Annotated in this window: 25 protein-coding genes; 5 read left to right on the top strand and 20 right to left on the bottom strand. The window is 70.1% G+C overall.

Features of this window, described 5'->3' with window-relative positions; translation table 11 throughout:
* Nucleotides 1-18: 18 nt before the first annotated feature.
* The 5 genes from LOZ83_RS18450 to LOZ83_RS18430 are packed head-to-tail and all read right to left on the bottom strand — an operon-like array spanning nucleotide 19 to nucleotide 4071.
* A complete protein-coding gene (locus tag LOZ83_RS18450; protein WP_236792028.1) occupies nucleotides 19-432 on the bottom strand; it encodes a MaoC/PaaZ C-terminal domain-containing protein in 414 nt (137 codons plus the stop codon).
* Between the two features lie 27 nt (nucleotides 433-459).
* Nucleotides 460-957 (bottom strand): MaoC family dehydratase N-terminal domain-containing protein, encoded by a 498-nt coding sequence (locus tag LOZ83_RS18445; protein WP_236792027.1) that lies wholly within the window; start codon nucleotides 955-957, stop codon nucleotides 460-462.
* A gap of 14 nt (nucleotides 958-971) precedes the next feature.
* Nucleotides 972-2333 (bottom strand): VWA domain-containing protein, encoded by a 1362-nt coding sequence (locus LOZ83_RS18440; RefSeq protein ID WP_236792026.1) that lies wholly within the window; start codon nucleotides 2331-2333, stop codon nucleotides 972-974.
* A complete protein-coding gene (locus tag LOZ83_RS18435; protein ID WP_236792025.1) occupies nucleotides 2330-3220 on the bottom strand; it encodes a MoxR family ATPase in 891 nt (296 codons plus the stop codon). Before LOZ83_RS18435 ends, LOZ83_RS18440 begins: the two co-directional genes overlap by 4 nt.
* A gap of 50 nt (nucleotides 3221-3270) precedes the next feature.
* A complete protein-coding gene (locus LOZ83_RS18430) occupies nucleotides 3271-4071 on the bottom strand; it encodes a FadR/GntR family transcriptional regulator (protein ID WP_236792024.1) in 801 nt (266 codons plus the stop codon).
* Between the two features lie 165 nt (nucleotides 4072-4236).
* On the opposite strand from LOZ83_RS18430, the gene LOZ83_RS18425 reads away from it, so the two are divergent.
* Nucleotides 4237-5667, top strand: a complete 1431-nt coding sequence (locus LOZ83_RS18425; protein WP_236792023.1) for an NAD-dependent succinate-semialdehyde dehydrogenase — start codon at nucleotides 4237-4239, stop codon at nucleotides 5665-5667.
* Between the two features lie 25 nt (nucleotides 5668-5692).
* Nucleotides 5693-6364, top strand: a complete 672-nt coding sequence (locus LOZ83_RS18420; RefSeq protein ID WP_236792022.1) for an alpha/beta fold hydrolase — start codon at nucleotides 5693-5695, stop codon at nucleotides 6362-6364.
* Nucleotides 6365-6374: 10 nt separating this feature from the next.
* On the opposite strand, the gene LOZ83_RS18415 is transcribed toward LOZ83_RS18420, so the two are convergent.
* Nucleotides 6375-7085 carry a flavodoxin family protein gene (locus LOZ83_RS18415; RefSeq protein ID WP_236792021.1) on the bottom strand — a complete coding sequence of 237 codons (711 nt, stop codon included), beginning with the start codon at nucleotides 7083-7085 and terminating at the stop codon, nucleotides 6375-6377.
* A 48-nt stretch (nucleotides 7086-7133) separates the two neighbouring features.
* Between LOZ83_RS18415 and LOZ83_RS18410 the strand changes: the two genes are divergently transcribed.
* Nucleotides 7134-8024, top strand: a complete 891-nt coding sequence (locus LOZ83_RS18410; protein WP_236792117.1) for a LysR family transcriptional regulator — start codon at nucleotides 7134-7136, stop codon at nucleotides 8022-8024.
* On the opposite strand, the gene LOZ83_RS18405 is transcribed toward LOZ83_RS18410, so the two are convergent.
* From LOZ83_RS18405 to LOZ83_RS18345, 13 genes are all read right to left on the bottom strand, one after another.
* Nucleotides 8021-8557: an alpha/beta fold hydrolase gene (locus LOZ83_RS18405; protein WP_236792020.1), complete on the bottom strand. Its 537-nt coding sequence runs from the start codon at nucleotides 8555-8557 to the stop codon at nucleotides 8021-8023. The genes LOZ83_RS18410 and LOZ83_RS18405 overlap by 4 nt on opposite strands.
* Nucleotides 8554-9531: an alpha-ketoacid dehydrogenase subunit beta gene (locus tag LOZ83_RS18400; protein ID WP_236792019.1), complete on the bottom strand. Its 978-nt coding sequence runs from the start codon at nucleotides 9529-9531 to the stop codon at nucleotides 8554-8556. Before LOZ83_RS18400 ends, LOZ83_RS18405 begins: the two co-directional genes overlap by 4 nt.
* A 13-nt stretch (nucleotides 9532-9544) precedes the next feature.
* Complete coding sequence (locus LOZ83_RS18395) at nucleotides 9545-10600, bottom strand: thiamine pyrophosphate-dependent enzyme (RefSeq protein WP_236792018.1); 1056 nt, start codon at nucleotides 10598-10600, stop codon at nucleotides 9545-9547.
* Nucleotides 10601-10730: 130 nt separating this feature from the next.
* The gene (locus tag LOZ83_RS18390) at nucleotides 10731-11504 is read right to left on the bottom strand and encodes an IclR family transcriptional regulator (RefSeq protein WP_236792017.1); all 774 of its coding nucleotides are present in this window, start codon (nucleotides 11502-11504) and stop codon (nucleotides 10731-10733) included.
* A 67-nt stretch (nucleotides 11505-11571) separates the two neighbouring features.
* Nucleotides 11572-12606, bottom strand: coding sequence for a zinc-binding dehydrogenase (locus LOZ83_RS18385; RefSeq protein ID WP_236792016.1), 1035 nt, complete (start codon nucleotides 12604-12606; stop codon nucleotides 11572-11574).
* Entirely contained in the window at nucleotides 12603-13793 is a 1191-nt protein-coding gene (locus tag LOZ83_RS18380) for an amidohydrolase (protein ID WP_236792015.1), read from the bottom strand. Before LOZ83_RS18380 ends, LOZ83_RS18385 begins: the two co-directional genes overlap by 4 nt.
* Nucleotides 13778-15073: an MFS transporter gene (locus LOZ83_RS18375; protein ID WP_236792014.1), complete on the bottom strand. Its 1296-nt coding sequence runs from the start codon at nucleotides 15071-15073 to the stop codon at nucleotides 13778-13780. Before LOZ83_RS18375 ends, LOZ83_RS18380 begins: the two co-directional genes overlap by 16 nt.
* Nucleotides 15074-15152: 79 nt before the next feature.
* A complete protein-coding gene (locus tag LOZ83_RS18370) occupies nucleotides 15153-16349 on the bottom strand; it encodes a dipeptidase (RefSeq protein ID WP_236792013.1) in 1197 nt (398 codons plus the stop codon).
* Between the two features lie 74 nt (nucleotides 16350-16423).
* The gene (locus LOZ83_RS18365; RefSeq protein ID WP_236792012.1) at nucleotides 16424-16717 is read right to left on the bottom strand and encodes a muconolactone Delta-isomerase; all 294 of its coding nucleotides are present in this window, start codon (nucleotides 16715-16717) and stop codon (nucleotides 16424-16426) included.
* Nucleotides 16718-16724: 7 nt separating this feature from the next.
* The gene (locus LOZ83_RS18360) at nucleotides 16725-17927 is read right to left on the bottom strand and encodes an MmgE/PrpD family protein (protein WP_236792011.1); all 1203 of its coding nucleotides are present in this window, start codon (nucleotides 17925-17927) and stop codon (nucleotides 16725-16727) included.
* Complete coding sequence (locus LOZ83_RS18355; RefSeq protein ID WP_236792010.1) at nucleotides 17927-19102, bottom strand: acyl-CoA dehydrogenase family protein; 1176 nt, start codon at nucleotides 19100-19102, stop codon at nucleotides 17927-17929. Before LOZ83_RS18355 ends, LOZ83_RS18360 begins: the two co-directional genes overlap by 1 nt.
* Entirely contained in the window at nucleotides 19099-19590 is a 492-nt protein-coding gene (locus LOZ83_RS18350; protein WP_236792009.1) for a MaoC family dehydratase, read from the bottom strand. The genes LOZ83_RS18355 and LOZ83_RS18350 overlap by 4 nt, the downstream gene beginning before the upstream one ends.
* Nucleotides 19587-20780 carry a CaiB/BaiF CoA-transferase family protein gene (locus LOZ83_RS18345; RefSeq protein WP_236792008.1) on the bottom strand — a complete coding sequence of 398 codons (1194 nt, stop codon included), beginning with the start codon at nucleotides 20778-20780 and terminating at the stop codon, nucleotides 19587-19589. The genes LOZ83_RS18350 and LOZ83_RS18345 overlap by 4 nt, the downstream gene beginning before the upstream one ends.
* Before the next feature lie 160 nt (nucleotides 20781-20940).
* Between LOZ83_RS18345 and LOZ83_RS18340 the strand changes: the two genes are divergently transcribed.
* Nucleotides 20941-21864, top strand: coding sequence for an MBL fold metallo-hydrolase (locus LOZ83_RS18340; protein WP_236792007.1), 924 nt, complete (start codon nucleotides 20941-20943; stop codon nucleotides 21862-21864).
* Between the two features lie 42 nt (nucleotides 21865-21906).
* Here LOZ83_RS18340 and LOZ83_RS18335 read toward each other — a convergent pair whose 3' ends face one another.
* Nucleotides 21907-22578: a TetR/AcrR family transcriptional regulator gene (locus LOZ83_RS18335; protein WP_236792006.1), complete on the bottom strand. Its 672-nt coding sequence runs from the start codon at nucleotides 22576-22578 to the stop codon at nucleotides 21907-21909.
* Nucleotides 22579-22750: 172 nt separating this feature from the next.
* Between LOZ83_RS18335 and LOZ83_RS18330 the strand changes: the two genes are divergently transcribed.
* Entirely contained in the window at nucleotides 22751-25198 is a 2448-nt protein-coding gene (locus tag LOZ83_RS18330; RefSeq protein ID WP_236792005.1) for a CoA transferase, read from the top strand.
* The last annotated feature ends 1 nt before the right edge of the window (nucleotide 25199 follow it).

Here is a 25199-nt window from a genome sequence, read left to right as displayed (position 1 = left end):
AGGGCAGTTTGCCCGGTCTCAGCGCAGGCGCACGACCGCCGTTCCCGGGGCGAGTTTGGTGCCGTTCTGGTCCTCGGTCCAGACGTCCAGCGTGGCGGTGACAGCGCCGTCGGTTTCGTCGACGGCGGTGACCACGCCCTTCGCGGTGACGGTCATGCCTTTGGTGTTCGGGCCGCGGAACTGGCAGCTCAGCCGCACGATCTCGCCGTCATCGCCGGCGAACGCGCGCAGCAGGTTGTGCAGATACGACCACTGCAGGTTGCCCATGCCGAACGCGGTGGGGTAGCCGGCGGCGCGGCCCGCCTCGTCGTCCATGTGGATCGGTACGAACTCGTCGTTGACCGCCGCGTAGCGGTTCCAGTTCGCGAAGCCGGTCTCCCGCACGAACGGTTCGAGCTCGTCGCCGACCGCCACGGGCTTCCTCGGGGACATGCCTGGATTCCTTTCTGGAGCATGGAATCAGTACCGGATGAGCGTGCTGACGGTCTTCTTCACCAGCTCGCCGTCCTGGTTGGTCCAGGTGTCCTCGGTGCGGCTGAAGAGCATCAGCCCGAGCCGTCCGTCGCGTTCCGAATACTCGCCGAGCCGACGCACGCTGGTGATCACGTCACCCGCCCGCATTCTGGTCCCGTACTCGACCTCCAGGCCGCCGTTCAGCTGGAACTTCAGGCCCGGGCCGGGGATCCCGAGCGCGAGCTCGGTGTTGTCGGGGTCGTTCCGATCCCGCGCGGCGCCGGGGTTCGCCGCCACGCTTCCGGCCACCGCCCAGGCGAACGGGTTGAACTCCTCCGGCGCGACGTCCCCGACCTGGAACATGACGGGCGGCTGCTGTGGCCAGTAGACCGCGATCGCCCACCGCCGGATGTCGGACGCGTCGATCGGATAGCTGGTGGTACGCGAGATCTCGGCGCCGACGGCGCCCGCCATCGCCGGCGAGATGTTCGTGTTGTCGAGCATGGCACCTTCCTGGGTCAGGCCAGCTGTGCGACGAACTCCTTGAGCTGGCGCACGGTGCGGCACTCGTAGACGCCGTCGCAGTGCGGGAGGTATTCGTGCATCACGGAATCCCCGTCGCCCCACGCGGCGCGGGCTTCCGGGTTGAGCCAGTACAGGTGCGACGCGCGGCTCGCCACGGCGGCGAGCTTGTCGGCGGCGGGATGACGGTAGTTGGAGCGGGCGTCCCCGAGGACGAGCACGATGCCGCGGCTGTTCACCTGCCCGCCCCACCGGCGCTGGAACATGGTGAAGGCGTTGCCGTAGTCGGAGCGGCCGTCGAGGTGGACGCCGCTGCGCGCCTCGTCGATCCGTTCGGCGAGCTCGACGACGTTCTTCGCCTCCGCCAGCAGGTGCGTGACCTCGTCGATCCCGTCGACGAAGACGAAGCACCGCACGGCGCGGAACTGGGTGCGCATCGCGGTCGCCAGCTGCAGGGTGAAGCGCGCGAAGGTCGCGACGGAGCCGGAAATATCGGCGAGCACGAACAGTTCCGGCTTGGGCGGCTGCGGCTTGTGGAACGCGGGCTCCACGGGTACCCCGCCGGTTGACATCGATTTCCTCGCCGTGGCACGGAAATCGATGCGGCCCTGCCGGCCGTGGCGCCGCTTCCGGGCGAGCGAAGCGGCCAGCTGCGCCGGCAGCGGCGCCAGGATCGACGACAGCTCGGCCACCTCCCGCGACGACGCGGTGAGGAAGTCGACGTCCTCCGGAAGGGACTGCCGCAGCGTGCGGGCCACCGCCGCGGCACCGCGGTCCGCGACGAGCCGGCGGCGCACCTCGGCTTCGATGGCTTGCCGCAGCCGCTCGACCTTGCGCTCGGCTTCGTCGGCGAGAAGCCGGGCCCGCAGGTCTGCCGTGGGTCCCTCGCCCTCCGGCGGTTCGGCGAGCCGGGCCCGGAGCACGTCGGGGTGGGCGGCGCGGAAGGTCCGGAAGACGTGGAAGGTGCCGGCGACCGGTTGTCCTGGCAAGAATCGGGCGTGGCGGTTCACCAGCTCGGCGACGAGACGCGTCAGCGACAGCTCGTCCTGGCCGGCGATCGCTTGGTGTAGCAGCTCTTCCAGCGCGTCGTCGTCGAGCGAGCCCAGTGTGCTGGGAAGGGTCGATCCGGCGAAGAACAGCTCGAAGAGCATGTCGAACGTGCCCAGGTGCTGCGCGTCCTTCACCAGCGTGGCCGCCAGCGCGTGCTTCACCGCGGCACGGTCGGTCAGCTCGACGTGGCGCAGGGCGCTCGTGGCGTCGATACTGTCCGAAGTGGACGCCGGCATCCCGGTCGCGCGCAGCTGGGCGACGAGCCCTTCGACCGCGGCGAGCACGCCGTGTCCGGGCTGGGAGCTCATCCGGATTTCTCCGCGAGTTCCCGTTCGGCGGTCTCGATGTCGTTCTGGTGTTTCAGCAGTACCGGCAGGTGCTCGACGACGTGGTCCTGGCCCAGCTCGTCGACCCCGAGCAGCAGCAGGGCCCGCGCCCAGTCGAGCGTTTCCGACACCGACGGCCGCTTCTTCAGGTCGAGCCCGCGCAGCGACGCGACCACACGCGCCGCCTCCGTGGCGAGGTGTTCGGTGATCCCCGGCACGGCGGCGAGCACGATCTCCCGCTCCCGTTCGACGCTCGGGTAGCCGATGTGCAGGAACAGGCAGCGGCGCTTGAGCGCCTCGGACAGCTCACGGCTGGCGTTGCTCGTCAGCAGCACCAGGGGGCGGCGGCGGGCGCCGATCGTGCCCAGCTCGGGGATGGAGACCTGGAAGTCCGACAGCACCTCCAGCAGCAGCGCCTCGGTCTCGACATCGAGCCGGTCGACCTCGTCGATCAGCAGGACGACGTCCTCGTCGGCCCGGATCGCTTCGAGCAGCGGGCGGGTGAGCAGGTACTGCTCGCCGAAGATGTCGTCCTGCACCGAGTCCCAGCCGCCCTCCCGGCTCGCCTGGATGCGCAGCAGTTGCTTGCGGTAGTCCCATTCGTAGAGCGCCTTGGCCTCGTCGAGGCCTTCGTAGCACTGCAACCGGATCAGCCGCGCGCCGGTGGCCGCGCTCAGCGATTTCGCGAGCTGGGTCTTGCCCGTTCCGGCGGGGCCTTCGACGAGGACCGGCTTGCCCAGGTGACCCGCCAAATGGATGCGGGCGCTGATCGCCGCGTCGGCGATGTACCCGGTGGAGGCGAGCAGTTCGGTGACCGCCGCTGGGCCCGCGAAGGCGAACCGGGGACTGCCGTGGAGATCCGCGGGCATGGGGGTACCTGCTCCTTCGCGTGCTGCCGGGTCACGTGGGGTCAAGGCGGTCAGGCGCCATCCGTCACCGCGTCGACGATCGTCTTGTCCTGGTGCATCCGGGCCACGCGCTCCTCCAGCAGGAACATCTGATCGCGCCAGAAAGTGGCCGCCTCATCGGCCTTGCCGGCCGCGACGAGGCGCATGGCCTTCGTCACGGCCTTCCGCGTCACCAGGTTGTTCTCGGCGGTGGCGCCGGTCATCGAATCCATCAGCTCGTGCCGGATGACCTCGGTGAGTGTGCTGTAGAGCAGCTGGAGCGTCTTGTTGCCCGCGAGCTCGAACAGCAGCACGAAAAAGTCGAGCCACACCTCGGCGCGCCGCCGCGCGGCCGTGGCGAGGGCCACCTGGTCGAAAACCGCCAGCAGCTGGTCGGCCACGGCGGCCCGGTCCTCGCGCTGCGCGATGAGACGCAGGGCGATCGGCTCGATCAGTGCCCGCGCCTGGAACACGTCGCTCAGCAGCACGCCGTCGACCTGCATGAGGAGCCCGAGGTAGCGGGAGGCCACGGTGACGTCCGGCCGGGTCACCCTGGCGCCGCCCCGGGAACCGCGCCGGACGGCGATCAGCTGCTCGGATTCCAGGATGCGGAAGGCTTCGCGCAGCGAAGGCCGTGAGACCCCGAACCGCGCCATCAGCTCGGCCTCGCTGGGCAGGGCGGCACCCTCGGGGATCTCGCGATGGACGATCTGCGAGCGCAACGTCCGCGCGATCACCTCGGCCGTCTTGGGCACGCGGACGCGATCGACGTCCACGGAACGCAGGCGGTTCGGTGTCTGCGGCAGGTCCTGCGGCTCGGCAGCGGGCTCCATACCGCAGCTCCCCTCAGCTCGGCGGGGTTGAAGGTTAAATGATACACCTCAATGCCCTTGATGGGTCAGGGGTGGTGTAGCACACGGCACGTGTGCAAACCGTATGAATATGTTACTGATTGAGTCGTACGTACGCTGGGCGCCCAGTGAGACGATCGGAGAGCCATGCTTTTCCTCGACGGAGCCTGGAAGCCGGCGGAGTCCGGCCGCGAGTTCGAATCCCGTGACCCGGCCTCGGGCGACCTGCTGGGCACGGTCGCGGACGCGGGCCGGGAAGACGCGGTGGCCGCCGTGGCGGCCGCCCGGCGAGCCTTCCGCACCTGGTCGAAGACCACGCCGTATGAGCGTTCGGCCGTCCTCTACCGCGCCTGGCAGCTGATGACCGAGCGCCGCGAGGAGCTCGCCACGCTGATGACACGCGAGCAGGGCAAGCCGCTCAAGATGGCGCGGACCGAGGTCGGCTACGCGGCGGACTTCCTGCTGTGGTTCGCGGAGGAGGCCAAGCGCGTGTACGGGGAGACGATCCCGTCGGCGCGCGCGGACCAGCGTTTCCTGGTCCTGCACCAGCCGGTCGGCGTCGCCGCGATGATCACGCCGTGGAACTACCCGATCTCGATGCTCACCCGGAAGATCGCGCCGGCGCTGGCGGCGGGCTGCACGGTCGTCGTGAAGCCCGCGGAACAGACCCCGTTGTGCGCGGTGGAAACGGTGAAGCTGCTCGAAGAGGCCGGTGTGCCCGCGGGGGTGGTGAACCTGCTGACCACCTCGGACCCGGCGCCCATCGGTGATGTCCTGCTCAGCGAGCGCGCCGTGCGCAAGATCAGCTTCACCGGCTCGACGGAGGTCGGCAAGGCGATCGCCGCGCGGGCGGCCGAGCAGATGAAGCGGGTGTCGCTGGAACTGGGCGGGCACGCGCCGTTCGTCGTGTTCGCCGACGCCGATCCGGTGCACGCCGCCAAGGGGGCCGCCGCGATCAAGCTGCTGAACACCGGCCAGGCCTGCATCAGCCCCAACCGGCTGTTCGTGCACCGCTCGATCGTGGAGCCCTTCGCGGCGACGATGCGGCAGCGGCTGGAGAAGGTCGTGACGGGCCACGGGCTCACTGACGGCGTCGGGATGGGGCCGTTGATCGACGAGCAGGCGCTGGCGAAGATGCGGCGGCAGGTCGACGACGCGGTGTCGAAGGGGGCCGAAGTCCTCGCGGGCGGCCACCGGCTCGAAGGCCCCGAGTACGACAACGGCTTTTTCTGGGCGCCCACGGTGCTTCGCGGGGTCACCCCGGACATGGTCATCTACCGCGAGGAGACGTTCGGGCCGATCGCGCCGATCGTCGAGTTCGACGACGAGGACGAGGTCCTGGAGATGGCCAATGACACCGACTACGGGCTCGCGTCCTACGTCTACACCCGGGACCTGAGCCGGGCGCTGCGGGCGGCGGAAGCGCTGGACTTCGGGATCATCGGCATCAACGACGTCAACCCGACCTCGGCCGCCGTGCCGTTCGGCGGGATCAAGGAGAGCGGCCTCGGCCGGGAAGGCGCCCGGGAAGGGATTCACGAGTACCTGGACGAGAAGATCGCCGGGATCGCGCTCTGATCGAGGCGACGGAAAGGAGGCGGTGGTGGGACACGGTGGAGTGCCCGTCGTGCTGGTGCACGGGCTGGGGTCGTCGTTCGAGCGCAACTGGGTGGCGTCCGGCTGGGCGGACCTCCTGCGCGACGAGGGGCACGAGGTCATCGGCGTGCACCTGCCCGGACATGGTCCGGCCGGGCCGGAACCCGATGCCGCGCAACGGATCCTCGACGTGGCGGGGGAGCACGGCGCGATCGACGCCGTCGGTTTCTCGGCGGGCGGTCAAGCCGTTCTCCGGGCGGCGGCGCGTGCGCCGGAGGCGTTCCGGCGAGTCGCCTTCCTCGGCATCGGCGACGGCGTCCTCGAGCCGCGAGACGACACGGTGCGCCTGAGGCTCGCGGACGCCATCGAGGCCACCGACCCGCCGGGCGACGTGCACACCAGGGTGTTCCGCCGGATGATCGCCGCCGCGGGCAACGATCCCGCGGCGGTCGCGGCCTACCTGCGCGCCGTCCCGGGCCCGGTACCGGCCGCCGAACTGCGCCGCATCACCGCGCCGGCACTGGTGGTCATCGGCGACCGCGACCCAGCGGGCCCAGCGGACCGGTTCGTGGCGGCGCTCCCGGACGCCTGCGGCGTCACCTTGCGGGGCGTGGACCATTTCGCGACCACTTCGGACGTGTCTTGTTTGGATGCCGTGCTGAAGTTCCTGTCGGAGTAGCCGTGCTCCGTCAGGCGGGTGTTTTCCTGATGGAGTCGGACAGTGCGCGGCTTTCCTCCGGGGTCATTCGCGGGGTCTCGTAGGGCACGCCGTTGACCCAACGCTGAGCCAGCCGGGCGATCCGCTCGCCGTAGCGGGCCGCGGTGACGCGGTCGCCACGGGATCCGGCGTGCTCCGGTCCCTGGTCGGAATGACTCTGGCTCATCAGGCCCAGCCACGAGCCCAGCCGGTTCACGTCGTCGCGGCTGCCGCCGGTCCAGTTGTTGCCCGGCAGGTCGCTCACGCCGATCCACTGCATCCCCAGCTGTGCGGCGAAAACCACCAGCTGCTCCAGGACCACGAGCTTGTCGCCGCTCTGCGAGGCGGACATGGTGAAACCCCCGGCGAGCTTGTCCTGCCAAGCCCGCGTTTTGTAAGGCGTGAGCGCCGCCTCCATGAATGCCTTGAACACCGCGGAAACGCTGCCCATCAGGGTCGGGCAGCCGAAGACGATCGCATCCGAGCGGTCGAGCAGCGCCAGCACCTCCGCGTCGTGCCAGCGCCCCGCGATGACCTCCTCGGGGCGGATCTCGACCAGATGAACCTGGGCGCCCGGCACCAGCCGCGCCCCGTCGGCGAGGTGCTCGGCCAGCACCCGGGTGTGCCCGTGCATCGAGTGGCAGACCACCGTCATCGTGACCATCGGCGCCTCGTGCGCACGGTCAATGTCCTTACCTGTCATGTGTTCTTCACCGATTCCGATCTTGGGGAAACTGTTCCTGTGGACAGGATGGAACTCGAGGTGTTCATCGCGGTCGCGGAGGAGCTCCACTTCGGACGGGCCGCGGCGCGGCTGCACCGGGGACAGCCCACCGTCAGCGACGCCATCAGGCGCATGGAGAACACCGTGGGCGGTCGGCTGTTCCATCGCACCAGCCGCCGGGTGGTACTGACCGATCTCGGCGAGGCGCTGCTGCCCGACGCGCACGCCACTTTGGCCCAGCTGCGCCGTTTCCAGCAGCGTGGAGGGGCTCTGGCCGCCGGCGACCGAACCCGCGCCACACTCGTCGTCGCCCACGCCGAATACACCGCCCGCCACCTGCTGCTGCGCTGCCTGCCGCGACTGCGCGACCGTTTCCCCGGCCTGGCCATCGTGCCGCCCATGCCGACCACGGCCCAGCTCACCGCGCTGCGAGCGGAGACGATCGGGCTGGGCATCGGCTTGGCGACCACGAACACCACGGACGTCCGCACGAGAGTACTGTCCACCGAGCGGTTCATGGCGCTCGTCCCCGAGGCCCACCCGTTCGCCGCGCGTGCCGAGCTCAGCGCGTCCGAACTGTCCACCACCGGCCTGCTCACCTGGCCCCGCCAGCTCAACAGCGGGCTCTGCGACCGCCTTTTGTCCGCCTTCCACATCAGCGGAGCCGACCTGCGCATCATCAGGACCGCCGACAGCGTGCAGGCCATCGCCGCGCATGTCGCCGCGGGAACGGGCATCGGCATCACCGTCGAATCCGCGCTCGACCACCAGCCGCCCGGCCTGCGCGTCATCCCGCTCACCGGTCCGTCGACCACCGCCGACCAGGTCGTCCTCACCCCCGCCGAGCCGTCGGACACCGCCGTCGCACTGCGCGACCTGTTGCTGTGCGCCGCCATCGATGGCCCGAAGGACGCCTAAGGAAGCACTGCCGCCACGAGCCGGGCCGTCCCTTCGGGTTGCTCCAGGTAGAAGAAGTGCCCGCCGAGATCGACGGGGACGAACGTGATCCGGTTGCCGTAGCGGCGTTCCGCCTCGTCGTCGTACAGGGGACGCGCCGCGAAAACCGTGATCGGCTGGCTTGTCGTGCGCAGCGCGCTGTCCATGTCCCAATCCAGGAGCCCGCGCAACGTCGCCAGCCCCGCGGGGAGGCGGACGCTCGACATCACCTCGAAGATCTCCTCCCCGAGCGCCGGATCGGTGCTTTCGACCGACCCCTGGGTAACCAGCCCGCGCACGCCCGCCGGGACGTCCCGCGCGATCGGGTCGAACACCGCTTCGATCTCGGCCGCCGGCAGTTTGGGGTACAGGTACAGGAAATGCAGCGAGTCGAGGCCGATGACGTGCGTGACGCGTTCGGGGTGAAGCCGGGCGAGTTCCACGCCGACCGCGCCACCGAGCGAGTGGCCGACCACGGTGCACCGGTCGATCCGCTCGGTCATGGCTGCGGTCACCAGGCCAGGGATCGGTCGACGGCGTCGAGGACGCGGTCGAGGTCGGGCAGGTACTGGTCCTCGTATTTCGCCGGCGGGTACGGGGTGTTGAACCCGCCGACCCGCAGTACCGGCGCTTCCAGGTGGTAGAAACAGCTTTCGGTGACCGACGTGCCGATCTCGGCGCCGAGGCCGCCGAACGTGGGGGCCTCGTGGGCGACGACGCAGCGGCCGGTGCGGTCGACCGACTCGGCGATCGTCGCGAGGTCGAGCGGGGACAGCGAGCGCAGGTCGATGACTTCGAGGTCGTGGCCCTCCGCCGCGGCGGTTTCGGCGGCCTGCAAGCAGGTCTGGACCATTCCGCCGTACGTCAGCAGGGTGAGATCGGTGCCGGGACGCAGGATCCGCGCGCGGTCGAGCGGCAGGACGTGCTCCGGGCCCTCGGCGACCTCGTCCTTGGTCCAGTACCGGCGTTTGGGCTCGTAGAAGATCACCGGATCGGCCGCGGTCAGTGCCCGGCGCAGCATCCAGTGCCCGTCGTGCGGGTTCGAGCAGCACACCACGCGCAGCCCGGCCGTGTGGGCGAAGTAGGCCTCGTTGGACTCGCTGTGGTGCTCGACCGCGCCGATGCCGCCGCCGACCGGGATGCGGATCACCACGGGCACCGCGAGTTTCCCGCCGCTGCGGGCGCGGATCTTGGCGAGCTGCGAGACGATCTGGCTGAACGCCGGGTACACGAACCCGTCGAACTGGATCTCGCACACCGGCCGGTAGCCGCGCAGGGCCAGGCCGATCGCGGTGCCGACGATGCTGGCCTCGGCGAGCGGGGTGTCGATCACGCGGTCGGCGCCGAAGTCCTTCTGCAGGCCGTCGGTGACCCGGAAGACGCCGCCGAGTCCGCCGACGTCCTGCCCCATGACGACGACCTTCGGATCGTCCTCCAGGGATCGGCGCAGTCCGGTGTTGATCGCCTTGGACAGGGTGAGCACAGGCATGTCCCGTTTCCCTTCAGTCCACAAAGGAGGCAGTGAGTGCCTCGTGCCGGTGACGTTCCTGTGCGAGCAAGGGGGTTTCCTCCGCCAGCACCGTCCCGAACAGACTGGAGACGTCGTCGAGCGGGAGCTCGCGGCAGACCTTCCGTGTCTGCGCGGCCAGGTCCGAACATTCGGCCTCGACCTCGGCGCGGAAGTCGTCGTCGAGCCAGCCCCGCGCGGTCATCAACGACTCCAGCCGCGCGATCGGATCGCGCGTGGTCCAGCTGTCCAGCTCACTCGGAGTGCGGTAGCGCCCGGGATCATCCGACGTGCTGTGCCCGGCCATCCGGTAGGTGAGCGCCTCGATCAACGCCGGACCACCGCCCGCGCGGATCTGCGCGGCGACGGCGCTCGTGACCGCGTGCACGGCGAGGACGTCGTTGCCGTCGACGAGGTGGGCGTCCAGGCCGAAACCCGCGGCACGCTGGTGCAGCGGGGCGCGCATCTGGGTCCGCGACGGGGTCGAGATCGCCCACTGGTTGTTCTGGCAGAAGAACAACAGCGGCACCTCGGTGGCCGCGGCCCAGTTGAACGCCTCGTTGGCCTCACCCTGGCTGGCCGAACCGTCGCCGAAATAGGCGGTGACGATCTCGCCGGAACCGTCGCGCTGCACGCCCATGGCGTAGCCGGTCGCGTGGGGGAGCTGTGCGGCGAGGACGAGCGTGCAGATGTGGAAGTGGTACCGGGCGGGATCCCAGCCGCTGTGGGTGTTCCCGCGCCACTGCACCAGCAGTTCCGCCGGCGTGATGCCGCGGCACAACGCGGCGGCGTGTTCGCGGTAGGTGGGGAACACGTAGTCGTCCGCGCGCAACGCGGTGATCGACCCGATCTGCGAGGCCTCCTGCCCGAGCGACTGCAGCCACAGGCCGAGCTCACCTTGTCGTTGCAGCGCAAGGGCTTCGTTGTCGAAGCTCCGGGCCAGCGACATGCGCCGGTAGAAGTCGCGGCACAGCTGTGGCGTGACGTCCAGAGGCCAGCGGGGGTCCGGGGTCAGGGTGCCGTCGGGGGCGAGTAGTCGCACGGGTTCCATGGGAGGTCCTCCACGAGGGGTGAGAACGGGCGGGCGCCCTGGATGTGGGCTCGCCCGGATTGCGCCGTCACGCCGGTGGTCGCCGGGGTGACGAACGTGTGAGGAGGTCCCGCTCGGCGCGGGCCCTCGATCAGTGACTGATCAGTGATTCCGAGATCGCGGTCGCCGTTTTCACGGCGTGCTCGCCGTAGCCCGCGATGTTGTCGCGGTCGAACCGGCTGGCGGGCACCGAGATCGCGAGCGCGCCGACGGGACGGCCGAGCGAGTTCACGACGGCGGCGCCGATCGCGCAGACCTCCGGGCGCCACCACGATTTGTCGTTGACGGCGAAGCCCCGCGCGCGGGTCCGGCGGATCTCCTGCCGCACCTGCACGAGCGACGTCTGGGTGCCTCCGGTGTACCGGTCCAGACCACGGTTCAGCACGCTCTCGGCCTCGTCGTCGTCGAGCTTGGCGAGCACCGCTAGGCCGCACGACGTGGCGTGCATCGGCGCGCGGGTGCCGATCTCGACGTACGTCCGCACGGCCTGCTGGCAGTCCTCGCGCAGGATGATCGTCAGCGAGGCGCCGTCGCGGATGGTGAGGTGGACGGTTTCGTTGGTGGCGTCGCGAAGCGCCTCGATGTGCGGGCGCGCGACATCCCGGAGGCTCTGCTCACCGGAACCGATCAGGCCGATGTCGAGCGGCTTGCTGGTGACGCCCCACGCGACCCGCTCCGGGTCGACGATCCGCAGCCACCCCGCCTCGCGCAGGGTGACCAGGCACCGGTGGACGCTGCTCTTGGGCATGCCGGTGACGCGGGCCAGCTCGGACACCCCGATCGGCTGGCGCTGCGCGACAACCTCCAGTACCTGCAGGGTGCTCAGCACGCTGCTGATCCCCTTGCTGGCCTCCGGCCGCGCCATCGCCGACTCCTCCGCTCGAACGGGTCGTTCCACGCTGCAGGACAGCCTAGCAGGGGCTTGCGCTGTCTCAGTCAATCGAGAGCACCACCTTCCCGAACCGGTCCGGCGCGTCGAGCCGGGCCTGTGCCTCGACCGCGGCGTCGAACGGGTAGACCGAGTCGATGACCGGTGTCAGCGAACCGTCCGCCAGCAGCGGCAGGAACTCGGCGATCTCGGCGCGGTTGGACAGGTGGCAGCCGAGGAAGGTGATCTCCCGCCGGTAGAGGCTCCACAGGTCGATCTCCGCGGTCCGCCCGGTGTGCGAGCCCATGCCGAGCACCCGTCCGCCGTGGCGGGCGGCGAGGATCGACTTCTGCACGGTGGCGGCCCCGACGGTCTCGTGCACGACATCGGCGCCGGCGCCACCGGTGAGCTTGCGGACCGCTTCGTGGAAGTCCGGCTCGGCGCGGTAGTCGACCACCTCGTCGGCCCCCAGCGCGCGGACCTGCTCCTGCTTGCGGTCACTGCTCGTCGTCGCGATCACCTTGGCGCCCAACGCTTTCGCGACCTGGACCGCCGCCGTCCCGACCCCGCTGCCCGCGCCGACGACGAGCACCGTCTCACCGGCCCGGACCTGCCCACGGGTCTTGAGCATGTGCCAGGCCGTCATGTACGGGACGATCCCGACGGCGAGTTCGTGGTAGCCCAGGCGCTCGGGCGCCGGGATGAGCAGGCGTTCCGGGAGCGCGATGTACTGCGCGTACGTCCCGTCGAAATGTTCACCCACCACCCGCATGTGGAGGCATTCGCTGTCACGGCCGTCGAGACAGGGCGGGCACTGCGCGCAGAACTTCATGGGGTTGATCGCGACCCGGTCGCCCACGGTGAACGCGGTGACACCCTCGCCGAGCGCGGCGACCTCACCGGCGCCTTCGACGCCGAGGGTCATCGGCGGGGGCGGGGACTCGGCGAACCGGCCTTCCCGGATGTTGATGTCGGCCCGGTTCAACCCGGCCGCGCGCAAGCGGATCAGGACCTCGCCGGGGCCCGCCGAAGGCGTGGGCACCTCGGTCAGCCGGAACATCTCGGGTCCGCCGAACCCGGAGATCTGTGCCGCTTTCATCGCTTCCCTCCTGAATCCGCCCAGGTGAACGGGCCGTTCTCGGTGAGCCGGTCGCGGACCCGGTCGTCCTGGGCGGCGTCGGCGACGGTCCACGCGAGCGCGAGCCCGCCGTCGTGGAGCGCGCGGTCGCCCTCGGGCCCGCACGCGGCGCGCGCGAACGCCGCCGTGTGGTTGCCTTCCTCGGGCGGCCGGTCGAACGACAGCACCGGGTGGATCGCCGGCATATGCACGGACACCTCGGCCATGTCGGTCGAGCCCAGCGAGCGGTCGGCGTAGTCGGGGAAGGTCCGGCCGAGGTCCTCGGCGTTCGCCTGGAACAGCCCGGCCAGCTCGGTGTCGTGGCGGAACCCGTTGAGCCACATCAGCGGTTCGCTGATCTCCAGGCGGGTGCCGGTGGCGAGCGCGCCGGCCTCGAAGCAGGCCCGCACCCGCTCCCACAGCGTCTCGACCTCGGCCAGCGTGCCGGAGCGGACGACGACCTCGGCGACGGCGTGGCCGGGGATGACGTTGACCGCGGTCCCGGCCTCCTTCACGACGGTGTGGATGCGGTCGGAGTCCTTGATCTGCTGGCGCAGCAAGCCGATCGCGACCTGCGCGACGGTGACCGCGTCGGCGGCGTTGAGCGCGTCGAACGGCCGTGACGCGTGCCCGGTGCGCCCGTGGTACTCCAGGGACCAGTGCCCGAGCGCGCGGATGTGCGGGGTGGCCATGTCCTTGAGCGTCGGGTGCACCATCAGCGCGGCGTGCAGCCCGTCGAAAACGCCTTCCCGCAACAGGATCGCCTTGCCGGCGCCGCGCTCTTCCGCGGGGGTGCCGAGCAGCCGCACCGTCAGGCCCAGCTCATCGGCCAGCGGGGCGAGCGCGAGCGCCGCGCCGAGCGCGCTGGTCGCGATGACGTTGTGCCCGCAGCCGTGCCCGATCCCGGGGAGCGCGTCGAGTTCGGCGCACAGCCCGACGACCAGCGGCCCGTTGCCGGCAGTGGCCGTGAAGGCGGTGGCGAGCCCGCCGACGCCCTCCTCGATCGCGAAGCCGCCGTGGCCGCGCAGCACGTCGACGATCGCCGCGGCGGTCTTGTGTTCCTCGAAGGCGAGCTCCGGGTGCTCACCGATGTGGTGGGACAGCTCGACGAGCGCGGGTTCGTGCCGCGCGAACTCGGCGGCGATCCGGTCTTTCACTGTGCCTGCCACGATTCCTCCCTCTCCTCGGTGAGATCAGGTGCGGTCGCCGCGCGTCCGCGGGTCTCGGGCAGCGCGAGCAGCACCACGACGAGCGAAAGCGCGGCCAGTACGGTGATGTACGCGCCTGGCGCCAGTTTGCCGAACCGCGCCGTCAGCAGCGCGCCGACGAGCGGGGCCGTGCCGCCGAACACGGCGTAGGCGATGTTGTAGGTCAGCGCGGTGCTCGTCGCGCGGATCCGCGGCGGCACCAGCTCGACGGCCGCGATCGTGGCCGTCATCCCGACCAGCGCCGCGGGGATGACCAGCAGGATCTCGGCGACGATGGTGCTGGCGAGCGAGCCACCGGCCGCCACGAGATACGCGGGCACCGAGCCCACCACCGCGACGACGACACCCGCGATCAGCAGCGGCCGCCGGCCGATCCGGTCCGACAGCGCACCGGTCACAATGGACAGTCCGGCGCAGAGCACCAGCGCGATCCCGCTCGAGATGAGGGCGGTCTTCGCGGGCACACCACCCGTCGTCGTGAGGTACGTCGGCAGGTAGCCGAGGAAGTTCTGCGACACCACGGCGAGCAGCGAGAAAACGGCCAGCAGCAACAGGAAGACGCGCCAGTTGCGGAAGGACTCGCGGATCGGGGTGGGCGAGGTCTCGCCGCGGCCGGCGATCGCGGTGAAGGTCCTGGACTCCTCCAGTCGCAGCCGCATGTAGAGCCCGATCAGCGCCATCGCCCCGCCGAGCAGGAACGGCAGCCGCCACGCCCAGTCCGCGTACGCCGCGACCGAGGAGAGTTGCAGCGCCAGCAACAGGAACGACGCCAGTGCCGCGCCGATGAACGTGGCACTCCCGACCGCGCTCGTCCACAGCCCGCGCCGGTGCGGCGGCGCCTGCTCCATCACGTAGGAGGCGGCGCTGGTGTACTCGGCGCCGATGGACAGGCCCTGGACGAGCCGGCAGGCCAGCAACAGCAGCGGCGCCGCGATCCCCGCGACCGCGTAGGTCGGCAAGAGCCCGACCGCCGCGGTCGCGACCGCCATGATCAGGACCACTGTGGACAGTGCGGTGCGACGGCCGAGCCGGTCGCCCAGGCTGCCGAACACCGCCCCGCCCAGCGGCCGCACGACGAACGCGATCCCGTAGACGCCCAATGTGGACAGCAGCGCGAGAGTGGGGTTCCCGGCGGGGAAGAAGTGCCGGGCGATGATCGTCGCCGAATAGCCGTAGATGACGAAGTCGAACGACTCCACGGTGTGGCCGATCATGGCGGCGCCGAGGATTTTCTTCTGCATGGCAACTCCGGTTCCAGGGCAGGGTTCATCGACCCGCGGCCTCGTCGCCGCGGGTGGCGGAGCGTGGGGACGTGCGGCCTTACCAGATCTTTTCGAGCACCCGCAGGGCGTTTCCGCCGATCACGGCGACGATGTCGGCATCGGAATAGCCGTGCTTGACCAGCCAGCGGGTGACGTTGCGGAAGCACTCGCCGGGGTTCTCCAGCCCCGCGACGTGCTCGACCGGCTCGTACCGCGGGCCGGAAGTGACGACTTCGGCGACGCCGAGTTTCTCGCTCATCGCGTGGTGCAGGCCCAGGTGGTCGCCGAAGAAGGTGTCCGGGCCGAACCCGACGTGCTCGATGCCCACCAGGTCTGCGCAGTACCTGAAGTGGTCCATCACCGACTCGATGGTGTGCCTGCGGTGATCCGGGCTGACCGTGGTGTGCGGCGCGGCCTCGATACCGATGACGCCGCCGGACTCGGCGCAGGCACGGATGACCTCGTCGGGCTTCATGCGCGGGGTGTCCCACAGTCCGCGCGCGCCGGCGTGGGTGATCAGCACCGGCTTGTCGCTCGCCTCGATGACGTCGAGCGCGGTGCGGTCGCCGGCATGCGAGAGGTCGATCGCGATGCCGAGCTGGTTCATTCGCCGGACCGCCTTGCGGCCGAAGGAGGTCAGCCCGCCGTCACGGTGCTCGCGCAGCCCGCCGCCGAGCGAATTCGCGTCGCTGTAGGCCACGCCGATCTGGCGCACGCCCAGCCCGTACAGCACGTCGAGCCGGTCGACCTCGTTCTCGATCAGCGCGGCGCCTTCCAGGCCCGCGACCACCGCGAGCCTGCCCTCGGCGTGCGCGCGCCGGATGTCGCCGACGGACTCGGCGCGCAGCACGTAGTCCTGGTGCGCGAAATCGCAGAAGCGCATGCCGAGGTCGGTGATGACGTCGTCCCACTTCCAGCCGTTGCGGGATTCGCAGGCGCCCCAGCCCAGGTTGTCGAACACCGCGTCGAGACCGGACCGGCTCAGCCCCTCGTAGCCGTAGGCGAGGCGGGCTTCGCGGTTCCACGCGAACAGTTCCTCCTCCGTTTTCGCCGGCAGGCGGACGGGGTGGTCGTGCAGCGAGATCGCGATGTTCTCGCTCAGGATGCGGTCCGCGCGGGCCTCCTCGTCGGCGGACAGCCCGAGATCGTGCGTGGGCAGCCGGTCGATCTCCGCGGCGAGCGTGAACTCGGCGTAGTCCCGGCCGGGTTCGAGATAGGAGAACGATCGATACCCGGTATAGCGCGTTGTTGCCACCTGTACTCCTCCTCGAGGCGACTTCCTTGTCGTACTCTAGATCGGAACAGCCCGTCCTGCGGTGCGGAACGTTGTTAAGACTTGGTTTCCGGCGTGCCCAGCGGATGGGTCGCGAGCGCGCGCACCTGGAACGTGGCGTGCGGGAAGACCGGCAGTGCCTGGATGACCCGGTGCAGCTCGTCGGAATCGGCGGCGGACCAGATGCCGACGTTGCCCTTTTCGCCGGGCACGCGCCAGATCCCTTTGATGGTGCCCGCTTCGATCAACGCACGGCCCGCCGCGAGCTCGCGCTCGACGATGTCGGCGCGGTCATCGGGCGGCAGCGCGAAGACACCGGTGCTGTCGACGGAAACGAGGAAATCGGCCACGGGACGCTCACTTTCGGGAATCTGGTGGGAAGGTCCGGGTCAGGATCCGCGCGGCGCTCGTCCAGTCGGCACCGGCGACCGCCGCGGCGCTGTCCTCGCCCACGCACCCGGTGATCTTCGCGGTCAGCTCGGCCGCGGACAGCGGCAACGCGGGGTGCCCCGGCGGGATGTCAAGGGTTCGCTCGACGGGCGGCCCGTCGGTGAGTCCTATTCGGACAGTCGTGGCCCCGGCGAGGACCCCTTTGCCGCCCGGGGACGCCCGGACGGTGAGGCGGTCGAGCAGGGTGCCGATCTCCGGTCGGGCGACGGCGGAGTCGGTGAAACTCGCGGGCGTCGGGAAACCGTCGACGAGCGTCGCGGCAATGGCGTAGGGCAACGAGAACTTGCCCTCCGCGCCGGTGCTCGGCCGGTCGTGGATCAGTGGCTGCAACGTGGACTCCGCCACCAGCACCTCGATCGAGCCGATCTTGCCGAGCGGTACCGGCCCGCACCGTCTCGTCGCGCCGATCGGGCGCTGAAGCGCGTAGCAGCAAGGAAAAGGCTTGATCGCGAGCCCGTCCGGCACGGCGGGCCCGGACAGGTCCAGCTCGTGCTCACCGCCGAGGAGCGCGAACCAGCGGTCCAGCGCGGACGGATCGGCGTTCGCTCCCGCCGCGGCCAGCCGCGCCGCCCGGACCCCGGCGTCGGCGGCGAACCCGACCTGCAGCGGTTTCGCCTCGGTGCCGAAGGCGCGCTGCAGCCCACCGGCGGCGGGGAGCGCGAGTGCCATTGCCCGCAGCACGCCGTCCGCGTCCAGTCCGGACGCGAGCGCGGCCGCGACCGCCGCGGCCGGCGCCCCGGCCGTGCAGGTGGCATGCCAGCCACGTTCGTAGTGCCGCCAACCGAGCGCGCTGCCCAGCCGGGCCATCACCCCGGCCGCGGCCAGGAACTCGCGCTCCCCACCGCCGGCGGCCAGCGTCGCGCTCGCGCAGACCACGCTGACGTGCGAGGTCGAGGGCAGGTGCACGTCGTCGAAGTCGAGCGCGTGCCCGATCGCGGCCCAGCGCAGCGCCGCCGGCATACCCTCGGTGTGCGCGACGATCGGCTCGTGCTCCGCGGCGAGGGTGACAGCCAGCGTGTCGGCCAGCGCGGTCCGCGCCAGCGCCCGATCTGCGTCCGTGGGCGCGAGCGTCGTGGCCCAGCGGGCGAGCTCGGCGAACGTGGTGCCCATCAGAACGACCGGGGCATGCCGAGGACGTGCTCCCCGACGTAGGACAGGATCAGGTTCGACGAGATCGGCGCGATCCGGTACAGCCGGGTCTCCCGGAACTTGCGCTCGATGTCGTACTCCGCGGCCATCCCGTAGCCGCCGTGCGTCTGCAGCGCGACGTCCGCTGCCTCCCACGACGCCTCCGATGCCAGCAGCTTCGCCATGTTCGCCTCGGCCCCGCACGGCTGCCCGGCGTCGAACAGGTCCGCGGCCTTCCAGCGCATCAGATCGGCCGCCTCGACGTGCACGTGCGCCTGGGCGATCGGGAACTGCACGCCCTGGTTGCGCCCGATCGGACGGCCGAAGACCTCGCGCTCGCTCGCGTACCGGGACGCGCGCTCGACGAACCAGCGCCCGTCGCCGACGCATTCCGACGCGATGAGGATGCGCTCGGCGTTCATCCCGTCCAGGACGTAGGAGAAACCGCGGCCCTCCTCGCCGATCAGCGCGCTCGCGGGGATGTGCGTGTCGTTGAAGAAGATCTCGTTGGTCTCGTGGTTGACCATCGTCCGAATAGGACGGACCTCGACCCCGGACACCTCGCGCAGGTCGATCAGGAACAGCGACATGCCCTCGGACTTGCGGGCCACGTCCTCGCGCCGGGTCGTGCGGGCCAGCAGCAGCATCAGGTCCGAGTGCTGGACGCGGGAGATGAAGACCTTCTGCCCGTTGACGACGTAGCCGTCCTCGGTGCGCGTCGCCGTGGTGCGGATGCTGGTGGTGTCGGTGCCCGCCGTCGGCTCGGTGATGCCGAACGCCTGCAGCCGCACCTTGCCGGCCGCGATGTCCGGCAGGTAGCGCCGCTTCTGCTCCTCGCTGCCGTGCCGCAGCACCGAACCCATCGTGTAGAGCTGCGCGTGCACCGGACCGGAGTTGCCGCCGTTGGCGTTGATCCCCTCCAGCAGCACCGACGCGTCCCCGAGGCCCAGGCCCAGACCGCCGTACTCCTCGGGCACGAGCGCGCCGAGACATCCCGTGCCGGTGAGGGCGTCGACGAACTCCTCCGGGTAGCGGCGCGCCTCGTCGACCTCGCGCCAGTAGGCGCCCGGGTAGTCGGCGCAGATCGTGTCGATCAGCCGGCGCAGGTCGTCGCGCAACTCGGCGCGATCCTTCGCGGCCGTTTCGGTGCTGCTCACGCCACTTCCTCCGATCGCGGGCCGTGCCCGCGCTTGTAGACCAGCAGGGTCCGGCTGTACTCGATGACCGTCTCGCCGGTTTGCTTCACACCTGTTGTGCGCACCGTGACAACACCCAGCGTGGGCCGGGATTTCGACTCGCGCACGTCGAGAACCGTGGAGCTGGAACGGATCGTGTCGCCCTCGAAGACCGGGGCGGGCAGCGTGATGTCGGTCCAGCCGAGGTTGGCGAAGACGTTCTGCGAGACATCGGTGACGCTCTGCCCGGCGACGAGCGCCAGCGTGAGCGTCGAGTTCACCAGCGGCTTGCCGAACTCGGTGCGCTTGGCGTACTCGTGGTCGAAGTGCAGCGGCGCGGTGTTCTGCGTCAAGAGGGTGAACCAGATGTTGTCCGTGGTGGTGATCGTGCGGCCGAGTGGATGCCGGTAGACGTCCCCGGGCACGAAGTCCTCGAAGAACCGCCCCTGCCAGCCGTCGTGCGTGCTCATGCCGTCTCCTTCCGCCGTGCCGCCAGCTCGGCGAGCACGGACGCGGTGTGCTGCCCGAGCGCGGGCACTTCGCCTTCGCGGGCCATGCGACCGCCGGGCGCGGCGACCGGTGCGAGCGTCCGGATCCGGCCGGCGGGGATGGGGGTGTCGAGCCAGCGGTCCGGCGCGGCGAGTTCGGGATGCCGCGCCAGGTCCCCGATGTCGTTGAGCCGCGCCCACGCGATCCGCGCGCTCTCGAGCCGTTCGACGAGCACGGCCTCGGGGAGTGCGCGGAAAGCGTTGTCCAGCAAGGAGTCCAGCTCGGCGCGGTGCTCGACGCGCAGGCCGTTGGTGGCCAGGCGGGGATTGTCCAGCAGCTCCCGCGTGCCCAGCACCTCGGCGCACAACCGGTGCCACTCGCGGTCGTTCTGCACGGCGATCATCAGCCGCCGTCCGTCGGCAGTGGGCATCGCGCCGTACGGGGCGATCGTCGGGTGCGCGGTCCCCATCGGCGCGGGGGCCTTGCCGCCGTGCGTGGTGTAGTAGAGCGGGTAGGCCATCCACTCGGTCAGCGCCGCGAACAACGGCACGTGCACCGGGAGCGTCTCGCCGGTCCGGTCGCGGTGCCGCAGCGCGGCGAGAACCCCGCTGTAGGCGAAGGAACCCGCGGCGATGTCGGCGACGGAGATGCCGGTTTTGGCCGGTGCGCCGGGCCATCCGGTCAGTGCCATCAGTCCCGTTTCCGCCTGGACCAGCGCGTCGTAGGCCTTTTTGCCGGGCTGCGGTCCATCGGGCGCGTACCCGGAGATGGTGCAGGTGATCAGGCTCGGGTGGGTGGCGCGCAGGGCGCCGGCGTCGAGGCGCAGTTCGGCGAGCGCGCGGGGCGACAGGTTGGCGACGAAGACGTCGGCGGCGGTGAGGAGCTCGTCGAGGATCGCCCGGCCGGCGTCGGTCTTCAGATCCAGCTGCACGGACTCCTTGCCCCGGTTCAGCCACACGAACACGCTCGACTGACCGGCCACGACATCGTCGTAGGCGCGCGCGAAATCCCCGCCGTCCGGATGCTCCACCTTGATGACCCGCGCGCCGAGGTCGGCGAGCTGCCGGGTGGCGTACGGGCCCGCGACCGCCTGCTCCAGGCCGACGACCGTGACGTCCGCGAGGGGAAGCGCGCTCCCGTCCGCGCCTCGGCGTGGCGCGCCTTCGTTCATCAGCGAAGCTCCTCCGTTCATGTCTGTGGAACGTAATGTTCTGAACAGTGGGACGATCCTGACTCGCGCGGGACTGCTTGTCAACCACGGTGTGTTATTCTTCTAGATAAGTATCCTGATTAGGCCCACTACATCGAGGTAGCGAGCTAGGAGCACTCTCATGTTGCTCGGCGAGATCACGGTTCACTCGATCATCGATGGCGACATCACCGGCCTGCCCGCCACCGGATTCCCCGGCCGGTCGCCGGAGGAATGGCAGCCGTACCAGGAGCATCTGGATCCGCGGGGCAATCTCGTCAGCCAGATCGGGTCGTTCCTGGTGCGCACCGGCGATCGGCTGCTGCTCGTCGATGCCGGTGGGGGAGTGGACGAGCACGGTGCTCCGCGCGACGACCTGCGCGACCAGCTCGGGAACCAGTTCCGGGCAAAGGGTCTGACCGGCGCGGCGGTGGACGCCGCGATCGACCTCGCGCTGACCACGAAGATGCGGCACGGCGCGCTCCCGGACTCACTCGCCGCCGCGGGTGTCAGGCCGGAAGACATCACCGATGTGATCCTGACCCATTTGCACGCCGATCACATCGGCTGGGTTTCCGCGCACGGCAAGCCGTTCTTCCCGAATGCCGTGGTGCGCTGTTCCGCGCAGGATCTCGACTATTTCTTCGGGCCGCAGGTCGATGAATCGTTCACGATGGCGGTCTGGGGCAGCCCGAGCGCGCGCGAGCGGCTGGCTCCGGTGCTGGACCGGATCGAGACCTTCGACCGCGATCAGGCGATCGCTCCGGGCGTCGACGTGGAGCTCGCCCCCGGCCACACGCCCGGTAGCTCGGTCGTCGTGCTCTCATCGGGTCGCGAACGCGCGCTGATTCTCGGCGACATGGTGCATTGCCCGGTCGAGCTCCAGGACGCCGAATGGCAGTGCATCGGTGATTTCGATCCCGAACTCGCCCGGCGGACGAAGGAGATCTACCTCCGGGAAATGGAAGAAGGGGCATCGGTCGGGGCCGGCTCGCATTTCCCCGGCCTGCGTTTCGGGCGGCTGGTGCCAGGTGCGGCCGGCCCCGGCTGGACCTTCGTCTCCTGAACGGAGGCGAACGACATTTTCAGTCCTTTGTGGAGCGACAGGTCAGCGCAGGAACAATGCGACCGTGTGGTCGACCGCGGACCTGAACGACACCACGTGGACACCCGCGAGCCGGTCCGAGACGTAGGACACCAGCAGCACATTCAGGGCATACGCGTCCGCGACCGGTTCCGCACCGGGGATCGTGCCGTCGCGCAGGCCGAGTTCGAAGATGCCGCGCAGGATCTGCCGCTTCACCTCGGCATCTTGCGCGGCGACCTCGGTGCGGCCACGCGCCGACCGGACTTCTTCCGAAGCGAGGGCGCGCACCCGCCGAGCGCGGCGTGCCTCATACGCGACCGAAAGGAATGCCCGGACATAGGCGCGCAGGGCCTCTTCGCCGGTATTCGTCTGGTCCACTATGTCCGTGAGCCAGCGCGTGACCCGATCGCCGTCATCGCGCAACATGGTGAGCAGGAACTCGTCGCGCGACTCGAAATGGCGATAGAACGCCCGGGTGGACAAACTGCAGTCCGCCAGGACATCCAGCACGATGCCGCGTTCCGAACTGCCCCGGGCGAGGTAGCGGTAGCCGGCATCGAGCAGCGTCCGGCGTTCGGCCTCGTACTTCTCCGACCGTGCCACCTGCGCCGCGGACGGCGCTTGACCCGGCCCCTCGTCGCCACCGGCCGCCGGTTCGCCGCTCGTGGTTTGTCCCTTCGCCCGCGCGCTCATGGGAGCTCCAATCCGCCCACGCCATCCTGTGCCATGCCGAGAACATACCGTGGCGCGCACGGTGTGCGAGCCGTCTCGCCACTTGACACTCGGCGCGGGAGACGATTGGCTTGAGAAACTGTTTCTCCGCCAGGCCGCAACCGCGGTGGGACGATGAGGTCGAGGAGACACCATGACTGGTACCCCGCCACTGGAGGGCGCTTTCCGCGTCGTCGACCTGAGTGAGGGGATCCCCGGCGCGTATGCCACCAAGATCGTCGCGGACGCGGGTGCCGAGGTCATTCTGCTCGAACCGCCCGCGGGCAAGGCATTGCGGCGGCGCTCGGCCATCGCCGCGCCGGTGGACCCGGAATTCGGCGGCGTGCTGTTCCAGAGTCTGAGTTGCGCCAAGCTCAGCGTGGTGATCGATCCGGTGTCCGGCGAAGACCTCGAGTTCGCGCTCCGGATCATCGCCGGGGCGGATGCCGTGGTGTGGTCCGGGGAAGGCGCGTTCGGGGCGGTGCCGGAGTTCGCGCCCGAAGCGCTCCGGCAACGGTTCCCGCATCTGACCGTCGTGGCCCTCACGCCCTTCGGCCTCGACAATCCGTGGCGCGGCCGGCCCGCGAACGAGTTCACCCTGCAGTCGATGGCCGGCAGCGCCTGGAACCACGGCCCTTCGGACATGGCGCCGACGATGCTCGGTGGCAACCAGGGTGACTACGCTTCCGGCGCGGCGGCCGCCCTGGGCCTGCTGGTGAGCCGCGTCCGGACCATCGCGTCTGGTGTGGGCGAGACGGTGGACATCGCCGGGCTCGAGGTTCTGCAGCTCACCCATTGCATGTTCCCGATGACCTTTTTGGACCTGGCGAAGCGGCCGCACCGGCTCAGCCGCCACGACTCGCTGCCCGGCATCCACCGCACTCGCGACGAACGCTGGGTCGGGCTGTGGGTGACGACCGGCCAGCAGTGGCTGGACTTCTGCTCGATGGTCGGGCGCGAGGACTGGCTGGAGGACGCCTCACTCGGGCTGATGGACAACCGCGCCACCCGGTACGAGGAGCTCGTCAGCTACATCGACGAATGGACGGCCGAACGCGACTGCGCCGACATCGTCGAGCTCGCGGCGCTGTTCCGGCTCCCGGTAGCCGAAGTGACGACCGGCGAGACCGCCTTGGAGCAGGACCATTTCGTCGAGCGGAACTTCTTCATCGAGAACCCGCGGACGAAAGCAGCCCAGCCCGACGTCTGGTATTCGATGTCCGGTGGGGCGCGCCGACGAGAGCCGCTGCCCGCGCCCGGACTGGGGGCGGACACCGAACGGCTGCGCGCGGCGGAGCTGTCGCCGCTCATTCCCGTTCAGGACAAGCCCACCGGCGAGAACGCGATGCTGCCCTTCAGCGGCCTCCGAATCGTTGACATGACGGCGTTCTGGGCCGGGCCGATCATCGCGCACCCGCTCGCGCTGCTCGGCGCCGACGTCATCCACGTCGAGTCGGCACAGCGCCCGGACGGGATCCGGATGGCCATGACCGTCCCGATGACCGAGCCCAATTGGTGGGAAACCAGCCCGTACTTCAACGGCACCAACACCATGAAGCGCGGTCTGACCCTGGATCTGGCCCAGCAGCCGGGTAAGGACGCGCTGCTGGACCTCGTCGCGAAGTCCGATGTGGTCATCGAGAACTACAGCCCCCGGGTCATGCCCCAGCTGGGTCTCGGTTACGACGACCTGTGTGCGCGGCGGCCGGACATCGTCATGCTGCGGGCGCCGGGATTCGGCGTGACCGGGCCGTGGGTCGACCGGGTCGCGTACGCGCCGACCATCGACGAGGCCTCCGGGTTGTCCTGGGTGACCGGGATGCCCGAGGACCGCCCGAAGATCATCGGTGCGGCGTCCGACGCCGTGGGTGGCATGCACGGCACCATCGCCCTGCTGCTCGCGCTGGAGCACCGTCGTCGCTCCGGCAACGGCATGCTCCTGGAGTCCCCTCAGATCGGCCCGGCGCTCAACGTCGCGGTGGAGCAGGTCGCCGAGTTCTCCACGAGTGGCGTGGTTCTGGGGCGCGTCGGCAACCGGTCGTGGACGATCGCGCCGCAGGGCGTGTACCGCGCGGCCGATCGTCAGAACAAGTACGAAGGCGTCGCGCCCGACGACTGGATCGCGATCAGTGTCGAGGATGACGAGCAGTGGCGTGCGCTGTGTGAGCTGGTCGGCTCGGCGGAGTTTTCGCCGGAATGGGACCTCGCCGAACGTCGCGCACAGCACGATGTGATCGACACGGTTCTGGGCGCGTGGTGCGCGGACCGGCCGGCGGCGGCTCTGGCGGACGAACTGGCGGCCGCCGGCGTGCCGGCCGCGGCCGTGCTGCACCCACATGAACTGGCCGACGCGCCGCCGGTGCAGGCCAGCGGCCTGCACGAGTGGGTGGAGCACCCGGTCGTCGGGCGGATCCGGGTGACCGGTTATCCGCTGCGCTCCTCGTCCGGCCCCACGCGATGGCACCGCCGGCCGGCGCCGCTGCTCGGCGAGCACAACCGCGAGATCCTCGTCGATCTGCTCGGCCGCACGGACGAGGAAGTGGACAAGCTGGCGGCCGATGGCGTCATCGGCACCGAGGTGTTCGTCAACCGGGGCTGGTGAC

Source organism: Amycolatopsis sp. GM8 (assembly GCF_021653975.1).
Classification (GTDB): Bacteria; Actinomycetota; Actinomycetes; order Mycobacteriales; family Pseudonocardiaceae; genus Amycolatopsis_E.
The sequence above is the reverse complement of the archived record's forward strand: the minus strand, read 5'-3'. Positions and strand labels throughout refer to the sequence as shown.

What these genes read in the sequence shown, in the direction of transcription:
- LOZ83_RS18330 (WP_236792005.1), top strand. Translation starts at nt 22,751, where the DNA reads ATGACTGGTACCCCGCCACTGGAGGGCGCTTTCCGCGTCGTCGACCTG.
- LOZ83_RS18435 (WP_236792025.1), bottom strand. Translation starts at nt 3,220, where the DNA reads ATGCCCGCGGATCTCCACGGCAGTCCCCGGTTCGCCTTCGCGGGCCCA.
- LOZ83_RS18410 (WP_236792117.1), top strand. Translation starts at nt 7,134, where the DNA reads ATGGAACTCGAGGTGTTCATCGCGGTCGCGGAGGAGCTCCACTTCGGA.
- LOZ83_RS18340 (WP_236792007.1), top strand. Translation starts at nt 20,941, where the DNA reads ATGTTGCTCGGCGAGATCACGGTTCACTCGATCATCGATGGCGACATC.
- LOZ83_RS18345 (WP_236792008.1), bottom strand. Translation starts at nt 20,780, where the DNA reads ATGAACGAAGGCGCGCCACGCCGAGGCGCGGACGGGAGCGCGCTTCCC.
- LOZ83_RS18360 (WP_236792011.1), bottom strand. Translation starts at nt 17,927, where the DNA reads ATGGGCACCACGTTCGCCGAGCTCGCCCGCTGGGCCACGACGCTCGCG.
- LOZ83_RS18425 (WP_236792023.1), top strand. Translation starts at nt 4,237, where the DNA reads ATGCTTTTCCTCGACGGAGCCTGGAAGCCGGCGGAGTCCGGCCGCGAG.
- LOZ83_RS18390 (WP_236792017.1), bottom strand. Translation starts at nt 11,504, where the DNA reads ATGGCGCGGCCGGAGGCCAGCAAGGGGATCAGCAGCGTGCTGAGCACC.
- LOZ83_RS18440 (WP_236792026.1), bottom strand. Translation starts at nt 2,333, where the DNA reads ATGAGCTCCCAGCCCGGACACGGCGTGCTCGCCGCGGTCGAAGGGCTC.
- LOZ83_RS18415 (WP_236792021.1), bottom strand. Translation starts at nt 7,085, where the DNA reads ATGACAGGTAAGGACATTGACCGTGCGCACGAGGCGCCGATGGTCACG.
- LOZ83_RS18335 (WP_236792006.1), bottom strand. Translation starts at nt 22,578, where the DNA reads ATGAGCGCGCGGGCGAAGGGACAAACCACGAGCGGCGAACCGGCGGCC.
- LOZ83_RS18450 (WP_236792028.1), bottom strand. Translation starts at nt 432, where the DNA reads ATGTCCCCGAGGAAGCCCGTGGCGGTCGGCGACGAGCTCGAACCGTTC.
- LOZ83_RS18395 (WP_236792018.1), bottom strand. Translation starts at nt 10,600, where the DNA reads ATGGAACCCGTGCGACTACTCGCCCCCGACGGCACCCTGACCCCGGAC.
- LOZ83_RS18385 (WP_236792016.1), bottom strand. Translation starts at nt 12,606, where the DNA reads ATGAAAGCGGCACAGATCTCCGGGTTCGGCGGACCCGAGATGTTCCGG.
- LOZ83_RS18400 (WP_236792019.1), bottom strand. Translation starts at nt 9,531, where the DNA reads ATGCCTGTGCTCACCCTGTCCAAGGCGATCAACACCGGACTGCGCCGA.
- LOZ83_RS18445 (WP_236792027.1), bottom strand. Translation starts at nt 957, where the DNA reads ATGCTCGACAACACGAACATCTCGCCGGCGATGGCGGGCGCCGTCGGC.
- LOZ83_RS18375 (WP_236792014.1), bottom strand. Translation starts at nt 15,073, where the DNA reads ATGCAGAAGAAAATCCTCGGCGCCGCCATGATCGGCCACACCGTGGAG.
- LOZ83_RS18350 (WP_236792009.1), bottom strand. Translation starts at nt 19,590, where the DNA reads ATGAGCACGCACGACGGCTGGCAGGGGCGGTTCTTCGAGGACTTCGTG.
- LOZ83_RS18430 (WP_236792024.1), bottom strand. Translation starts at nt 4,071, where the DNA reads ATGGAGCCCGCTGCCGAGCCGCAGGACCTGCCGCAGACACCGAACCGC.